The organism is Aerococcus sp. 1KP-2016 (assembly GCF_002252085.1).
Lineage (GTDB): Bacteria > Bacillota > Bacilli > Lactobacillales > Aerococcaceae > Aerococcus.
Map to the genome: position 1 here is coordinate 1 of NZ_NEEY01000037.1, position 17,359 is coordinate 17,359.

At 38.6% G+C, this 17,359-nt stretch carries 15 protein-coding genes, 3 pseudogenes and 1 riboswitch; of the genes and pseudogenes, 6 read left to right on the plus strand and 12 right to left on the minus strand.

Translation table 11 applies throughout. The annotated features are described in order from the left end of the window. Positions 1-168 precede the first annotated feature (168 nt). Together coaBC and thrC are read right to left on the minus strand one after the other, a co-directional pair. On the minus strand, positions 169-1,383 hold the full coding sequence (gene coaBC / locus B9P78_RS07075; protein ID WP_094518799.1) for a bifunctional phosphopantothenoylcysteine decarboxylase/phosphopantothenate--cysteine ligase CoaBC: 1,215 nt from the start codon (positions 1,381-1,383) through the stop codon (positions 169-171). A gap of 21 nt (positions 1,384-1,404) precedes the next feature. Then, on the minus strand, positions 1,405-2,892 hold the full coding sequence (gene thrC, locus B9P78_RS07080; RefSeq protein ID WP_094518800.1) for a threonine synthase: 1,488 nt from the start codon (positions 2,890-2,892) through the stop codon (positions 1,405-1,407). 250 nt (positions 2,893-3,142) lie between these two features. Here thrC and B9P78_RS10275 point away from each other — a divergent pair, with 250 nt between their 5' ends. Beyond that, positions 3,143-3,382 carry a hypothetical protein gene (locus B9P78_RS10275; RefSeq protein ID WP_233487775.1) on the plus strand — a complete coding sequence of 80 codons (240 nt, stop codon included), beginning with the start codon at positions 3,143-3,145 and terminating at the stop codon, positions 3,380-3,382. A 55-nt stretch (positions 3,383-3,437) separates the two neighbouring features. Further along, entirely contained in the window at positions 3,438-3,764 is a 327-nt protein-coding gene (locus B9P78_RS10280; RefSeq protein ID WP_233487776.1) for a hypothetical protein, read from the plus strand. Positions 3,765-3,963: 199 nt separating this feature from the next. Here the strand turns inward: B9P78_RS10280 and thiT are convergent, their stop codons facing one another. After that, the gene (thiT, locus tag B9P78_RS07090) at positions 3,964-4,527 is read right to left on the minus strand and encodes an energy-coupled thiamine transporter ThiT (protein ID WP_094518801.1); all 564 of its coding nucleotides are present in this window, start codon (positions 4,525-4,527) and stop codon (positions 3,964-3,966) included. 146 nt (positions 4,528-4,673) lie between these two features. Continuing rightward, positions 4,674-4,770: riboswitch (TPP riboswitch) on the minus strand. A gap of 220 nt (positions 4,771-4,990) precedes the next feature. On the opposite strand from thiT, the gene B9P78_RS07095 reads away from it, so the two are divergent. Both B9P78_RS07095 and B9P78_RS07100 read left to right on the plus strand, forming a co-directional pair. Then, positions 4,991-5,314: an iron-sulfur cluster biosynthesis family protein gene (locus tag B9P78_RS07095; RefSeq protein ID WP_094518802.1), complete on the plus strand. Its 324-nt coding sequence runs from the start codon at positions 4,991-4,993 to the stop codon at positions 5,312-5,314. A 75-nt stretch (positions 5,315-5,389) separates the two neighbouring features. After that, positions 5,390-6,699 (plus strand): annotated as a pseudogene (locus B9P78_RS07100) (hydroxymethylglutaryl-CoA reductase, degradative). A 57-nt stretch (positions 6,700-6,756) separates the two neighbouring features. Here B9P78_RS07100 and B9P78_RS07105 read toward each other — a convergent pair. The 9 genes and pseudogenes from B9P78_RS07105 to B9P78_RS07145 form a co-directional block, all read right to left on the minus strand. Continuing rightward, positions 6,757-7,911: a hydroxymethylglutaryl-CoA synthase gene (locus B9P78_RS07105; RefSeq protein ID WP_094518803.1), complete on the minus strand. Its 1,155-nt coding sequence runs from the start codon at positions 7,909-7,911 to the stop codon at positions 6,757-6,759. A 337-nt stretch (positions 7,912-8,248) separates the two neighbouring features. Next, positions 8,249-8,482 (minus strand): annotated as a pseudogene (locus tag B9P78_RS07110) (glucuronate isomerase); the annotation flags it as partial. 409 nt (positions 8,483-8,891) lie between these two features. Continuing rightward, on the minus strand, positions 8,892-9,566 hold the full coding sequence (rpiA, locus tag B9P78_RS07115; RefSeq protein WP_369824367.1) for a ribose-5-phosphate isomerase RpiA: 675 nt from the start codon (positions 9,564-9,566) through the stop codon (positions 8,892-8,894). Positions 9,567-9,587: 21 nt separating this feature from the next. Continuing rightward, on the minus strand, positions 9,588-10,967 hold the full coding sequence (locus B9P78_RS07120; protein WP_094518806.1) for a Sapep family Mn(2+)-dependent dipeptidase: 1,380 nt from the start codon (positions 10,965-10,967) through the stop codon (positions 9,588-9,590). A 28-nt stretch (positions 10,968-10,995) separates the two neighbouring features. Continuing rightward, on the minus strand, positions 10,996-11,712 hold the full coding sequence (locus tag B9P78_RS07125) for a TraX family protein (protein ID WP_094518807.1): 717 nt from the start codon (positions 11,710-11,712) through the stop codon (positions 10,996-10,998). Positions 11,713-11,869: 157 nt separating this feature from the next. After that, positions 11,870-12,562, minus strand: a complete 693-nt coding sequence (locus B9P78_RS07130) for an amino acid ABC transporter permease (protein WP_094518808.1) — start codon at positions 12,560-12,562, stop codon at positions 11,870-11,872. Positions 12,563-12,578: 16 nt separating this feature from the next. After that, a complete protein-coding gene (locus B9P78_RS07135; protein WP_094518809.1) occupies positions 12,579-13,232 on the minus strand; it encodes an amino acid ABC transporter permease in 654 nt (217 codons plus the stop codon). A 14-nt stretch (positions 13,233-13,246) separates the two neighbouring features. Beyond that, on the minus strand, positions 13,247-14,062 hold the full coding sequence (locus B9P78_RS07140; RefSeq protein ID WP_094518812.1) for a glutamate ABC transporter substrate-binding protein: 816 nt from the start codon (positions 14,060-14,062) through the stop codon (positions 13,247-13,249). A 39-nt stretch (positions 14,063-14,101) separates the two neighbouring features. Then, a pseudogene (locus B9P78_RS07145) lies at positions 14,102-14,829 on the minus strand (amino acid ABC transporter ATP-binding protein). A 294-nt stretch (positions 14,830-15,123) separates the two neighbouring features. On the opposite strand from B9P78_RS07145, the gene B9P78_RS07150 reads away from it, so the two are divergent. Then, a complete protein-coding gene (locus B9P78_RS07150) occupies positions 15,124-15,915 on the plus strand; it encodes a hydrolase (protein WP_094518810.1) in 792 nt (263 codons plus the stop codon). Between the two features lie 21 nt (positions 15,916-15,936). After that, positions 15,937-17,058 (plus strand): Xaa-Pro peptidase family protein, encoded by a 1,122-nt coding sequence (locus B9P78_RS07155; RefSeq protein WP_094518811.1) that lies wholly within the window; start codon positions 15,937-15,939, stop codon positions 17,056-17,058. Positions 17,059-17,359 lie beyond the last annotated feature (301 nt).

Consider the following 17,359-nt stretch of genomic DNA (forward strand, 5'->3'; position numbering starts at 1 on the left):
CTTTTTACTCAAAATGCCCACTCCCTTCTGTATAACGCAAATAAAGTATACCGAAAAATTGCATAAAAATAACCCGAAAACTAACAACACTCTTTTTTTGAGTGTTCAGTTTTCGGGTAGAGATTCACACTACTGGTCTTCACTAGTGACTTACTTGCTTTTTTTGTATTATTTTTTATCTGTTTGAACTGCTGCTAGGATATTTGCTGCAACACCAATTTTACTTTGACGTTCCAAAGTAACCGTGTCATCCGCCGTTACCAGAGTCACTTGATTGTCGTCAGAATTGAAACCAATTGTTTGATCGGATACATCATTGGCAACAATCATGTTGACACCTTTTTTCACCAATTTTTGTTGTGCATAGTGAATCACATCCTGCGTTTCTGCAGCAAATCCGACTGTGTAATGTCCTTCTTTTGGCAAACTGGCCAAAATATCAGGATTTTTCACTAAAGCTAAGGTTAAGCCACCACCATCCGAAGAAAACTGATTTTTCTTCATTTTCTGATCAGCTTGATTGGCAGCACGATAATCTGATACCGCTGCAGACATAATGACGATATCCTTATCCGATACTTGGGCATGCATTTGGTCATGCAATTCTTGGGCAGATTCAACAGTAATAATATGAATGCCAGGTAATACTGGCAAGCCAATCGCATGATTTGTTCGTACAAGGGTCACGTCTCCACCTGCTAGGGCCGCCACATTTGCAATGGCTACACCCATTTTTCCAGATGAACGATTGGTCAAGAAACGGACAGGATCTAATTTCTCAGTCGTTCCACCTGCTGATACCAATATGCGGTCGCCACTTAACGATAAGGGTTGAGGTAAACGCTTAAGCGTTACAAAGGCTTGCACTGCTTGGAAAATAACATCCGGTGCTGGCATTCGTCCTTTTCCTTCATAACCTTCAGCAAGAAAACCAGTGTCTGGTTCAAGGACGATATGTCCATCTAGGCGAAGTTGTGCTACATTTCGTTGTGTTGCTTGATTCGCCCACATTTTTTCATTCATGGCTGGCACAAATAGAATTGGACTATTCAAGGCCAATAACATAGACAAGGCCTCATTATCTGCGATACCGTGCACATACTTTCCTAAAGTATTGGCCGTAGTTGGTACGACAATGGCATAGTCTGTCCAATCCGCTAAGGCAATATGCGCAACTGGATCCGGATAATCTTGCCCTTCAACCAATACAGCATATTTTGTCAGCACTTCAAAAGTAAAAGGCGTGACAAATTGTAAAGCTGCCTCCGTCATAGCGACACGTACATTTGCCCCGGCTTTGATGAGCGTGCGCACAAAATCAGGGACCTTATAGGCAGCAATCCCACCTGTCACAACGACAGTTAAATTGAGTCCTTTAAGCATAATTTCCTCCAAATCTGTATCTTATGCGTCACCTAATAGGATATTTACGACCGTATCTTTCATTCCAGTTACAGTTGAAATGTGATTATGGCGTACTTCAGCATCACGAATTTCGTTGATTGCATTTGGGTACTCACCTTGATTAAAGTGTTTGATACCTGCTACTAAATCTTCATCGTCATAGTCTGTCACATCTTGCCCTACCGCTGTTAACACAGCTTGTGGGAATTTATAAGGACTTGCAGTTGATACAACTACATTTGCACCCTCTAGTCCATTTCTAGCTTTTAATTTTTGTAAACTTGCAGAAGCCACTGCTGTATGTGGATCAATTAAATAATCAAAGTTACTGTATACACGATTGATTTCAGCTTTCGTTTCAGCTTCATCAGCATATTCTCCAAGATAATCCGCAAAGTGTTCACTTACATTGGCAGGGAAAGTATAGCTCCCTTTTGAATTTAAGTCAGACATCAATTGCACCAATTGCGCGGTATCATCCCCTAAAGCATGGAATAACATACGTTCAAAGTTGCTTGAAACTAGAATATCCATTGATGGCGAAATAGTTAATTTGAACGGTCTATTTTTGTCGTAAACGCCTGTATTAAAGAAATCATATAAGACAGTGTTGTCATTTGATGCACAAACCAATTTACCCACTGGTAACCCTAAGCGTTTGCCGTAGTAACCTGCTAATATATCCCCAAAGTTCCCTGTTGGTACAACAAAGTTTAAGTCGTCACCAGCCACAATTTCTTCAAATTTCACTAATTGCGCATAAGTATAGAAGTAATATACTACTTGTGGAATCAAGCGACCAATATTCATAGAATTGGCACTTGAGAATTGAATACCTTCCGCTGCCAATTGTTCGCGTAACCCTTCATCGTTAAAAAGATTCTTCACCTCTGTTTGCGCATCGTCAAAGTTCCCTTTAATCGCAACAACAAAAGTATTGTCCCCTTTTTGGGTCACCATTTGTTTTTCTTGGATAGATGACACACCCCCTTCAGGGTAGAAAACAATGATTTTCGTACCTGGTACATTTGCAAAACCAGCCATTGCAGCTTTTCCAGTATCCCCAGAAGTTGCTGTAAGTATAGCAATCTCGTTGGTATTTTCGTTCATTTCAGCTGATTTTTTCATTAAGTGTGGCAAGATTTGTAGCGCTAGGTCTTTAAAGGCAATTGTTGGGCCGTGGAATAATTCTAAATAATAATCATCGCCAACTTTCGCTAAGGGTGCGATGACATCAGTATCGAACTTTTCATCGTAAGCTGCATCGATGCAAGCTTTTAAATCAGCTTCAGAGAAATCATCAAAGAAGATGGACATGACGAAATAGGCCATTTCTTGGTAACTATAATCTTTCAATACTTCCCAATCAAGAGATACTTCTGGCCATTCTGAAGGCACATATAAACCACCATCTGTGGCCAATCCTTGAATAATCGCTTGTGAAGCTGTAACAATATTTTCTGCATTACGGGTACTTTTGAATTGCATCATATTCCTCCTAGACGACTAAGCATTTACCTATTTAAAGTTGCTTTACATTGTTTGCCCTATTTTAACATATACCAAGCAAATATGGCATACTTCAGCCGATCAAAGGATGCTTTCTCAATATAATCATAAATTATATTTTTTAATTTATATACATTAAAATAGATTTCAAAGCTCATATATGTTATAATGAATCATGTTTCTAATAATTAGAAAACTCAAGAAACGTAAATACTCAGGAGGTATTCGAATGAAATTTACAGCTCAAAAACGTGAAACTGTTGGTACATCAGCAGCAAAATTATTACGTAACGAAAACTTAGTCCCAGGTACAGTATATGCTAGTGACCTAGACCCAATTAACATTGCAATGGCAGTTGCAGACGTTGAACAAATCCGTCGTGAAATTGGTTTAAACTCTGTTTTCGACTTAGAAGTAGAAGGTAAAACACGTACAGTTATATTCGTGAAATTACACAATCTTCTCTAAAACCAGTTATCTATAACATTGCTTTACAAGCAATCAAAAAGGTGAAAAACTTGAAATGCCAATTTCAGTTGTCATCACAAATGACGATGCCTTAGCAGATCCAGATGGTGTTGTCGCTACAACATTATTGGAAATTAATGTTATCGCTGACCCAGCAACTGCACCAGATACAGTTGAAGTTGATGCAACAGGTTTAAACATTGGTGACTCGATTACTGCTGGTCAATTATCATTACCAGACGGTATCGAATTAGTAACTGATGCTGATGAAGTAGTCGTAACTGTTTCTGCTCCAGATGAAGAACCTGAAGCCGTAGATCCAGATGCTGAAACTGCTGAACCAGAAGTTATCAACGAAAAAGATGAAGAAAACGCTGAATAGTCCATTCTTCTCATAATATGTGTTTTACAGAGGACCAAAAAGCCACGCGCTTTTGGTCCTCTTTTCTTTATGCTTTTGCACAAAAAAAACCACAGAGACTGGCTAATCTTTGTGGTCCTGTAAGGTCTCTTAAACCCTATGAATCGTCTTGTAAATATCATTCACCAAACGTGTTCTTAGGTTGAGAGGTGAAATCATATTATTGATTGGCGATTACCAATTTTTTATTGGTGCGAATCAATATAAACGCAACTGCATAGGTTGCAATCCATGTTGCAAGTGCTGAACCAGAATTCATGATACCTGAGTATACCCAAGGTCCCATACCTTCAGGGGCATATTGACCCCAGAAAGCTACACCTGCTAAGAAATGGATGAAATATTCGGTGATAATAGCGATGAACGTACCCTTCCCAATCGCAAATAATAATTGCTTGTTGTCCTTTTCTTCAACTGCTGTTTGCGTTTGAACTGCATATAAACCAGCTAAACCTGCGAAAAGGAAAGCAAAAATATATTCAATGAATCCTTGCAATGGTGACAGAATTTGGCCAAAACCTGTAATCAATTGAAGTAAACCAAACAAGAAACCTGCCATGACACCAACGCGGACACCTCTTCTAAAGGCAACGATATAAATCGCTACAAGGGACAACTGAATGCCAAAGCTTGGGCCTATTTGTAAAGGAACCATTGAAATCAAGAACGCAATCACTGCAGCAATTGCCGCTTCGACATTACCATATAAATTTTTTGAACGCATAAATATTCTCCATCCTTTGTCCATACACTAAAGGACCAGATACCACGGAAAGTTGTCAATAAAAAATCGCATGTATCAACTAGTGATACACACGACCTCTCATTGTATTCATCGATTTATCAACATAAATCATTCACCAAAAATAAATTGGTTATTGAACACTTCCTTACGCCAGCATAAACTGGATCAAGTTATGAGGGTCTGTTTTGAAACATCTCAGCAAAAGCTCCCCTAGTGCATATTTTGTTTTATTTCCTATAATATTAGCGCAATAAATGTCTTTTGACAAGTATAAAATTAAACATTTTATAAATTTTTATTATTGAGGTATAATAGTGTTGTATGAGATTTCCATTAAAACCATACTATTGCAAATATATCATATATATGATATATTCGTTTTTATGAACATAACTACTTATTTTTATTCGATTAAAATAAGAGATTTAAAGGGGGATGGGCTTTGAAGTTATTTTTTAGTACTAAGGCTATTAATAAATTGCAATCATTATCACAATTTGAAAACATCTGTTTAAGCGATACAAATAGTTTGAACATCAGTAAAGACCCAGATATTGATTTGGTGATTCGTACGAATGAAACAGATTTTTCAATTTATGATGAAGTATTAGAAACGCACATCGGTAAAGTGCACGTCCAAACCTCAGCCTTGAAAATTCTAGGTCATGATAATCGTGTTGATTTTGATGATTTCAGACAAGTATTCGTACTTATTGTTGACGGCCAAATGGTGAACGACAATATCTACTTACAAAAGGCACAATAACATTTCATCAAACGGGCTGGTCACGACTAGTCCGTTTCCTTATGTCATCATTTTTTATTTTTAAAGGAGAAAATTATGTCAGATGCCCAATTTCATGCATATTACAAACAAACACGTCCTGATAGAATCAAAATTCTCGAACAAACCAATCGTATTAGTGCAGACCAAGCACAAATGCTCTTAAACGGTACAGGTTTATCAGACGATATCGCTGACAACATGATTGAAAATGCCCTATCTACATATAAACTGCCCTACGGTTTGGCACTTAACTTTACAATCAATGGGCGCGAGATCGAGGTACCCATGGTAACTGAAGAACCTTCGGTCATTGCAGCTGCTTCAAATGGCGCTAAAATAATTAGTGCTGGCGGTGGTTTCACTGCTCAGGTGGATAGTCGTCTCATGACAGGGCAAATCGCTTTTACTAAAGTGGCTACTCAAGAAATGGCAGATCAATTCTCCACCTGGATCCGCTCCAACGAAGACAATTTATTAGCAATAGCTAATGCCGCCTACCCTTCTATAGTGAAACGTGGTGGTGGTGCTAGATCAATCAGCAGCCAATATTTCCCAGCATCTGCGAATAATCAGGCATTCTTCAATATATATCTTACCATTGATACCCAAGAAGCCATGGGTGCGAATATGATGAACACAATGCTAGAAGCTTTAAAGTATCATATACTCACTCAGGTTGATTTTATCGAGAACCTAGAGGCCTTAATGGCAATCTTAAGTAATTATTCACTCGAAGCAACTGCAACTGCAAGTTGTCAAATTCCAGCTACTCTTTTTGCCAAGAATGATTTGGATGGACCAACAGTAGCAGAAAGAATTGCCCAAGCTAGTCAACTTGCTCAAGTAGATGTTTACCGAGCAACCACCCATAATAAAGGCATCATGAATGGCGTTGATGCCTTCGTCTTAGCAACAGGAAATGATTGGCGAGCGATTGAAGCGGCGTGCATGCATATGCTAGTCGCGATGGACAATATCGAGGGTTGGCTACATGGACCTACGATGCGGCTACTGAAATGTTATCGGGGCATTTAACACTCCCAATGCCCTTAGGTGCCGTTGGTGGTTCAATTGGCATTCACCCTACCGTTCAAATTACTAAAGCGATTTTGGGGCAAGCTGATGCTAAAACATTAATGCAAATTGCGGTTAGTGTCGGTCTGGCACAAAATTTAGCAGCAATTCGTGCCTTAGTTTCTGAAGGGATCCAAGCTGGACATATGCATCTACAAGCGCGTTCACTCGCTATTCAGGCAGGAGCACTGGAGTCGGAGATTCAAATAGTAGTTGATGCGTTAGAGAAAGCGCCTCATATGAATTTACAAACAGCCAAGGAAATAGTTGCGCAGTTGCACGAGGACTGATATTTTCATAAAAAAAGTGTAGTAACAAGCTAAAATGACTTGTCACTACACTTTTTATTATCTATAGATTCGGTGGTGATGTTCTATCCCTGCAAGTTGGAATTGTTCTTCATCTTCAGGCAATAATAATTGGCTGCCATCTGTAGGTAATGCTTCTTGGAAGATTAATTCATAGTCAGTTACGGATAATTTTATACGATTGTCTAACATTTCTTGGTGTCGCTTAACTGCTAAATGATCTTCAAATCCATCCACTAGTGTAATAGAATAGAATTCTGCCACAGCTCCTGAACCATAGGAGAACACGCCAATTAAATCTCCTGCTTGTAAACTTGTGCTTTGTTCAATTAACGAAATTAAACTTAAGTACAAAGAACCAGTATAGATGTTTCCCACGCGTTTATTATAGACACGACTTGCTTCAAATTCCTCGATTAAGTCATTTTGTTTGATTTCATCTACTTCAGGTAACATTTGACGTAATCCTTTTAGCCCCATTTTTGAATATGGCAAATGAAATGCAAAGGCTTTGAAATCCTCTAAAGTATGATTAAATCGTTCTTTATAACTTGTCCACACGTTATCCAAAAATTGGAGATATTGTTGGTTGGAAAAATGACCATTCACTTCAGGATACGGTGAATAGTTTGGACGCCAAAAATCGTGAATATCACCCGTATACGAAACAGCATCATCATTAATTACTGCGATATGTGGGTCTTTACTGATTAACATTGCTACCGCACCAGCGCCTTGCGTCGATTCACCAGACGTTTGCAAACCATAGCGTGCAATATCGGTTGCAATGACCAAAACTTTTGATTCAGGATGACGTGCAATATGATTTACCGCTGTCTGGATACCTACAGTTGCACCATAGCATGCCTCTTTCATCTCAATAGAACGAGCATAAGGATTAATCCCCAATAATTGATGTACATATACAGCCATCGCTTTCGATTGGTCAATACCCGATTCAGAAGCAACAATGACAAAGTCAATTGCCGCTTTGTCTTCATCTGTCAACATTGGCCATGCCGCATTGGCAGCCATCGAAACAGGATCTTGTGTTAAGGGGGCAACCGCTTGTTGCATTTGACCTAAACCAATCGTAAATTTCGCTGGATCGACATCTCGAGCTTCAGCTAACTCTTCCATGTCTAGGTATACATGGGGTGTAAAAAAATTAAATTTATCGATACCTATGTTCATTTTTCATTTTCTCCCAACTATAATTTAAATATTTAACGCGACCTCTCAATATAACATTTTATCATAAATCACCACATTTTCATGCATATCTTCTATTCTTAGGAAAATCTGAAATACTTAATAGAGTGTGACAATAACTGTTTTGATTTGAACCGTTGGAAGAAAATGAAAATAAGACGCACTTCAGTCTCATTGATTTTTCTGAAACGCAGTCAAATCAGGTTATTGGAGCAAGTTTAATAGAGTGCGACAATAACCAGTTTGATTTGAACCGTTGGAAGAGTACAAAAAAACCAGTGCTTTGGGCACTGGGTTTGAGGTATATATGAATTGAAATTTATTTAGCAACTAGGTCAGAAGCCTCAAAATACGCCATAGCATTATGGTATGAAACATTCGCAATCAATTTACCTAACAAGGCTTCATCATTTGGAATTTCACCACGTTCTACTAAATCACCTATATAATCACAGAATAAACGACGGAAATACTCATGACGTGTGTATGATATAAATGAGCGTGAATCTGTTAACATACCTACAAAGTTCATCAATAATCCGCCTAATGCAATTTTTTATTAAAGATGTAAGGGCATACACTGGTAGAGTGGTATTCCTTTTCACTTTCTAAATTTTTCATGGTATAATAAAACATACCAAAAAAGTTATTTATTTAAAGGAGGTCCTCTACATGGCGAGAACAAAGGCGCAAAAGAAAAGAAACCGCAAAATACTATGGTATGTTATCTTAATTATTTTTACCATTGTGCAAGGTTCCTAATTTCTGATACCGAAGACGTAGCATAATTAGTGCATATAATGCATAAAAAAATGTGATTTGAAACGTTTTCATCGGTATTTTTCATAAAAGCTGTTTCAAACAATATTTGCAATGTAAAATTCAGTATCAATCAATTAAATTTGATCAACATATCAATAAAAAAAGGAGACCAAAGTTTGCGCTTTGGTCTCCTTTTTATATTATTTATAAAAATGAACGATTTTATCGGCTTTGGCCATAATCACGTGGTCAGCGACATTCAAAAACAAGCCATGTTCTACTACACCCACTAAGTGAATTAATTCTTCAGCTAATTGTGACGCATTTATGATTTTTTCCAAATGTAAGTCAATCAGGTAATTACCATTGTCTGTGATAAATTTATCCCCTGCTGGTGTTAGTCGGTAGCTAGGGGCGTAACCCTTAACTTCAAAGCTATCGTATAGATGTTGACTCGCATCGCGAATTACTTCAACTGGCAATGGAAACGCACCTAATTGCGCGACTTCTTTTGAATGATCACAAATCCAGATAACGCGGTCGCTATTTACTGCAATTATCTTTTCGATTAAATGCGCACCGCCACCGCCCTTGATGCCATTTAATTCTGGATCAAACTCATCTGTACCATCAATCGTTAAATCGATCTGTTTGACATCATTAAACGATTGAATATTGATACCAACTTCTTTGGCTAATTCAGCCGATTGGACTGATGTTGCTACCCCAACGAAATGAAGCCCTTCTTCACGGACACGTCTGCCTAATTCAACTATGAGGTGATGGGCAGTAGATCCCGTTCCTAATCCCACTACCATACCCTCTTCTACATATTTAGCTGCTTCAATGCCAACTAATTCTTTTTCGTTCACAATATCCCCCTTTTCATTGATGATTTACTTCAATGTATCTGCTTGACCTAAACGAATAAAAGCGTCAGTAAATAATTGTAATAAATCTGTTAATGTTGTTAACTCGATATATTCATTCGCCTGATGGGCAACATGTACATCATCTTGGAAGTTCATGCCAAATGAGACACAATTTGGCATTACTTTACTGTATGATACCCCGCCAGAGATTATTGGTTCAAGCGAATGGTCTGGATAATGATCTGCGAAAGTCTTTAGTAACAACTGATTAGCTGGCAATTTGACATCGGATAAAATGGGTGGTGTATCAAATGGTTTTACAGCACTCAAAGCAGGGAATGCTTTCGCAAAAGCTGCTGACAATTCAGGCTCAGTAATATTTTCTGGGTATCGAATGTCAATTGTAAACGCAACGGTGCCATCTGCTTCCTTATCGAACACCCCTTGATTAACTGTTAGTGGTCCCATCACGTCATGTTCGCGGGCAATGTCGAAACCACTACCATAATAGTCACGGAATAGATCTACATATCGTTGAGCAAATGTGTCGCCGTATACCGTAGCAATCAAATCAAAACCACGCGTTAACGCAGAATCTCCCGCCTCTGGTGTAGAAGCATGTGCTGAAATACCAAACACTGTTAGATGCGTCTTACCGTCAGTTTCTGCCACTTCAATTGGGTAGTTTCTATCAGCTGCATAACTGCTCAACTCAGCTTTATAAGCTGCTGCTAGTACAAAATGAGCCTCTGAAGGTACCACATTTGAGCCGGCACCACCATGTACACTCTCTACAATAGTATCCGTCACATGACCACTGTATTCCCAAGTAGTCGCACCTTTTTCTCCAATTTGTAGGGGGAAAGTCCCATCTGGAGTAATAGCAAAATCCGGTGCACCTTCTTTGGCTACATAATGGGGAATATCCGACATATCAGACTCTTCATCTGAACCAATCACAATGCGGATGGTGTTTTTTGTTGGGATTTGGTAGTCCTGTAAAATACGTGCTGCATAATAAGAAATAATTGCATTTCTTTTCATATCAGACGTGCCTCGACCATACATGCGATCCTCATCAATCTCGGCACCAAAGGGTTCATATTGCCAATTTGACAAGGTACCAACAGGCACAACGTCTACATGACTTACCACATCGATACGTGCGCCCGCGCTATTGTTCTGTCCTTGCATATAGACGGCATAGGGATAGGCATCACCTACCTTTAGACCATCTCGTTCGGCTATATCATGCATAAAATCTAATGCCGCACGCACTTGAGGACCATAAGGTGCATCAGGTGTTGCAGCTTCATCATCACGAATTGACGGGATGCGCACTAGGTTTTGGATATCTTCAATCATTTGAGGGATATATTTGCTGTAATCAATTTGTTCATTCATATGAGTTGCTCCTTAAATTTGCATAATATTAGTTTAGAATAGCGCGACCGATGAGACCGAAAATGAATAAATGGACCGGGTAAATCCAGTAAAGCCATTTGGCGTTGTAACGCCCCTTGAGTCCGTTGTAATAATAAGTGAGGACAAAAGAAATGGGGGCAGTAATTTCCCAAGCAACCATTAGGCCACCAATAATAGATTGCCATAATCGCAGTTGACGATATTGATATAATACGGCAATTAACAAGACACCAAAAGCGCCATAATCGGTGTGTAAAAGCTCAGCTACGACAACGCCAAGTAGCACTGGTAAAAGTTTCAAGAATTGATTTTCAACTTTTGACATGGCCCATATGGTTACCAGTCCGATGAACAAGGTAAAGAAAACATTTTGAAAGCCTAAATTCCAGAATGTTTGGTCAATTACCAAATTAAATGGCACTTCTGAAATAACAGCAAATACAGCTAGTCGAGTTGCATATTTTGTGACATTAGAAGTATGGAAAAAGCCTTCAACCAGTAAAAAACAGAATATGGGAAATGCTAGACGACCAACGGAACGTGAAATCGTATACGCTGTATACACACTAGCATAGTCGAATGTAGACAAATTTCCAGCCTCCATCATGGGGGTTAGAATACCTACACCAAAATGATCGATAATCATGGTAATCATAGCTATCCATTTAAGCGATGCACCGGATATCCCTTTAAATTCAGATGTTTTGTTCGGAATTGCTTGCATACAGTCCCCTCTTTCTTCGATATTTATACGTATCGTTATTTGTCTGTCATACTGAATATTTTATCATAGAAAATTAATCTTTTATCAACTGTCTCGTAAATACTCAAAAAAAAGACTAGAACCAAACTCGGTCCTAGTCTCTATTCAACCTATAATTTTATTTTTGTTGAAGCAATGCGCCATCTTTACGCGTTGCTTTCGCAGAACCACGATTCGCTAAGTATTTAGAGAATTGAGATAGTGAGTAACAAATAATCCAATATAACAAAGTCATCACAACGAACATTGGGATAACATAGTTAGTGTTTTGGTTATAGATGATTTTTGCATTATGTGTCAATTCTGGTAGGGAAATGATTGTTGCCAAAGAAGTATCTTTGATCAAGGCAATCAATTGTGACACGATTGAAGGTGCCATCGCACGAACAGCCTGAGGTAGTTGAATGTAAACCAAGGTTTGAACACGTGTCAATCCAGTTGAAATACCTGCTTCAGCTTGTCCTCTTGGTATTGAATTCAATCCCCCTCTAATAATTTCAGAAATCATAGCTGATTCAAAAATCATTAAAGCTGTTACAGCTGCCCAGAAAATATTTAATCGAATACCTAATTGCGGCAAAGCAAAATAGGTGAAGAAAATGATTAATAGTAATGGTAAGTTACGAATAACGTCAATGACAAAACCAAGAATTTTAGAGAAAAACGGCAATTCCATGAAACGAATAATTCCGAAAATACCACCCAAAATCAATGAGAAAATAATGGCGTAAAACGTTACTTGAAGCGTAATCCATAAACCATTAAGCAAAAATTGGATGTTCATCCATTGTAGTGCGCCTGCAAAATCCATATCTTATCGCTCCTTTCTAACGTACGTCTTGTTGTTTCAGATTTTTTTCGATACGAGACACTAATATTGTCAAAGGTACCGTGATAATTAAGTAGATTAAAGCTACTAAAGTATAAGTACCTAATGTATTAAAGGTTTGACTCGCAACAAGGTCCCCAAAGTACATTAAATCAAGACCTGCGACCATCGCTAAGATACTTGAATTTTTCACCAAGTTAATAAATTGATTTCCTAATGGCGGAATTACAATTTTAACTGCTTGTGGCAAGACAACATAACGCATTGCTTGAACATAGGTCATCCCTTGGGAAATAGCTGCTTCCATTTGACCAGTTGGCACTGCTTCAATACCTGAACGAATAACGTCAGCAATAAATGATGATGTATAAAGGGTTAACCCAATTACACCAGCTTGAAAACCAGTAATATCAAAGCCATAAAGTGGCACAACAACGTAAAAGAACATTACAATAATCAATAATGGAATGTTACGGAAAAATTCAACATAGATATTGGCAATTCCTGATAATAACTTATTATCAGTTGTTTGCAATATACCAATTAACCCACCAACAATCAGCGAACATACGAGTGCAATCACAGAAGCAATCAGTGTGTTGATGAAGCCTTCAATAAATAAATCACTGTATTCAGTAAATATATTAAACATAAATCTTCACCCTCCTATTCTGCGATTGATGACTCAGTATTGTCACCAAACCATTCTGTATAAATTTCTTGATATGTACCATCTGCAACCATATCATCAATTGCTTGATTGATTTGTGCAAGGAAGTCTTCTTGTCCTTTATTCACCGCAATACCATATGGTTCATTCGTAAAAGTAGCACCCGCAAGTCGGTAACCAGGATTTTGTTCCATAATCCCCAATAGAATGGCATTATCAGTTGTCATGGCATCACCTTGACCAGATTTCAATGCTGTAAAGGTTTCAGAGTAGTTCTCTAACTCTAAAATATTTGCTTCAGGTGCAGCTTCTTTAATACGATCCGCAGATGTAGACCCTTTAACCGCCAACACTGTGTGTTCACTTGTTAAATCAGTCACATCTTGAATATCAGAATCTTCTGGTACCATAATTGCTTGTCCAGCATCAAAGTATACTTGACTGAAATCTACTTGTTTCTTACGTTCTTCTGAAATTGTCATTGTTGCAATCAAAGCGTCTACGTTACCATTTTTCAATAACGGGATACGTGTTTTTGATGTTACCTCAACGAAAACTGGTTCAGCATCTTCACCGGCAATACGGTGTGTAATTTCTTTGGCCATATCAATATCGAAACCCTCGATATGATTTTCTTTAATGTTATAGAAACCAAATAAGTTGGTGTCTACTTTTACCCCCCAAGTAATCGTTGGGTAGGCTTGGCTTTCAATCCGTGATGCTATATCTGCTTTACTACCAGCACCGCTTGCACAGGCTGTCAATAAAAATAATAGTGGAATAAGTGCGACGATACGCCATATTTTTTTCATAATCATTACCTCTCTTCTTAAGTTAATGGATAATAGTAACTAGACTAGAATTTTACTCAAGAATTGAATTGCGCGTTCATCTTGTGGATTTTCAAAGAACTCTTTAGATGGTCGGTCTTCTAAAATTTCGCCTTCCGCCATGAAAATTGTACGGTTACTTACTTCCTTCGCGAAGCCCATTTCATGTGTAACAACAACCATAGTCATATTGTCTTCGAAAGCAATACGTTTCATTTGATCCAACACTTCACCTACCATCTCAGGGTCTAAGGCTGAAGTTGGTTCATCAAATAGCATCACTTTTGGTCGCATAGCCAAACCACGAGCAATCGCAACACGTTGTTTTTGTCCACCTGATAGTTGAGATGGATAAGAATCACGTTTATCCCACATGTTTACACGTTTTAATAATTGTTCTGCACGGTCTTGCGCGTCAGAGTCTGTTTTCTTCAAGACTTTTAACGGTGCTAATGTAACGTTTTCTAACACTGTCATGTGAGGATATAACTCAAAATGTTGGAAAACCATACCGCAGTCACGACGAATTTGACGAATGTCTGTATTCTTGTCTGTAATATCTTTGCCATCAACAATTAATGTACCTGAATTAATTTTTCAAGTGCATTGATTGTGCGGATAAGTGTTGATTTACCAGAACCAGAAGGTCCAATTAGTGTCACCACTTCACCTTCATCGATATTTAAATTAATATCTTTCAACGCATGGAATTTACCATAGTATTTTTCAACATGTTCAAATGTAATCATATAGCACCTCTTCGTTTCTTTTGATTTTGTTTGTTTTCATCCTTTTTTCAATCTATTCTATTGTATCAATATTTTTGTCTAAAGGTAAAGCTATTCTAATCAAATTCTTAATAATAGTCAATATTATTTGATATATTTTTTAACATACAATATTAAACATGTGAGATTACCTGCAAAATAGACCATTTACATCGATCAACGTAAAAGAATTGTAGTCCTTTTCTTTGCGTACTATAATGGACTTAGTTCATGTCCGTATACGACAAATAATATAGATAAACGGAGGTTAGTAAATTGAGCCAATCAAAAAATGGTACCCAAAATATCTCTTCGCAATTTAGAAAAGATATGGTTATGGTACCTGAAGTAATCAGTGAAGCGACCGGAATCAATGTGTTCGGCCGTACATTAAAGTCATTCGTCTTTACAACCGACGTTGCAACCATTTTGTATTGCAATGCGGATGCCGTTTTGGCAGTCTATCCATTTTCACCGCATCCAGCAATCATTCAAGCGGTGACATCAGTTGCTAGCCAACCAGTATTCGCAGGTGTGGGTGGTGGTACTACGCAAGGAAAACGTAGCGTTGATATTGCCCTTTTCGCTGAAGCAACCGGTGTACAAGGCGTTGTTGTAAATGCACCTATGACAGCGGAAAACATCCTAGACATTGAGCATACGGTAGATTCACCAATCATCGCTACCGTCGTATCTGCCTACAATGATATTGCCGCACGTATTTCAGCCGGAGCTGATATCTTAAACGTATCTGGGGGTAAAGATACAGCTGCCATCGTCCGTCGCATCCGTCGCGACTTCCCACATGTTCCTATCATCGCAACGGGGGGACAAACAGAGGACACCATTCGTGAAGTCATCCAAGCTGGTGCCAATGCCGTTTCGTGGACACCACCAACAACTGGGGACATCTTCAAGGAAAAAATGGTGAAATACCGGAAAGAACGTCGTGCAGGATTCCTTGATGCCCATGACGGTATGACCTTGAATGAATTTGAAGAATATATCGAAACACATCCTGAAGCAGAAGAAAAATACCATGATGAACCAGAGGACGGTTTACTATAAAGTGGTAATGATGGAGGAAATATGAATCAAGAACACACAAATCGCTTAAAGAACATTCAAGAACAAGTGGCTAAAGCCCAATTAGACGCCCTAATCATTGCCGATAAAGGAGCAATTGACTACTATACAGGCGTCATTTTTGATCCAATGGAACGCTTTTGGCTACTAATTATTCAGCCAAACCACGCACCACAAATTATCGCGAATAAACTATTTGTATTTAACGAACTACCCGGCATTAACGTCACTTGGATTGACGACAATACGAGTATCGACCAAGCATTTGCAGCCCTTCAAACCTTCCCAACTACTGATGCCACCATCAAAATCGGCGTAGATAAATTATGGCGAGCAGATCAACTATTAGCTACCGCACAAGCATATCCCAACGCGACATTTGATGTAGCATCAGACCTGGTTGATGACCAACGTGCCCATAAAACGGCTGAGGAGCAAGAAAAAATGCGTATAGCTTCTGCCATAAATGATCGCGCTATGGCTCGCCTTATCGAAGAGGTTATCCCATTAGGCTTGGATGAGCTTGAGGCCGTCGATGCCTTAGAAAAAATTTATGCTGAAGAAGGTGCAGATGCTGGCTTTTCATTTGAACCAATTATTGCCTATGGTGCAAATGGTGCTGACCCTCACCATGAATCTGACCATACAAAACCACAACTGGGTGACTCTGTAGTCATTGATATTGGTTGCAAACATGATGAATACTGCTCTGATATGACACGTACGGTGTACTACGGCGAACCTAGCGACACTGCCAAGGAAGTTTATCAAATCGTCTTAGAAGCAAATCTACGTGGCATTGCAGCTGTTGAAGTGGGTGCTAGTTTAGCAAGTATTGACGCTGCAGCCCGTGATTATATTACTGAACATGGCTATGGTGAACAATTCACACATCGTTTAGGTCACTTTATTGGACGTGAAGTTCACGAAAAAGGTGATGTATCTGCTGCTAACCAAAACCTTGTCCAAGATGGTAACATCTTTTCGATTGAACCAGGTGTTTACCTAACAGGAAATACCGCCGTTCGTATAGAAGATTTAGTCATCGCCCACACAGACGGAACAGAAAATATCAATCACTTCACCAAAGAAATGATCATCGTTCAACCGAAAGATAGAGTGTGACAATAACCATTTTGATTTGAACCGTTGGAAGAAAATGAGAATAAGACGTACTTCAGTCTTATTGATTTTTCTGAAACGCAGTCAAATCAGGTTATTGGAACAGGTTTTAACAGAGTGTGACAATAACCGTTTTGATTTGAACCGTTGGAAGAAAATGAATTATAGCAATTTAAAAGAGGCTGGGACAAAAGGCCTCTAAAAGGCGTACACAATTCTTAATAAGAGTTGTGTACGCCTTTTACTTTGAAAAATTCTTATAAATTTTGATTGAAATATTTCATGGGAACAGGTGTCAAAGGAC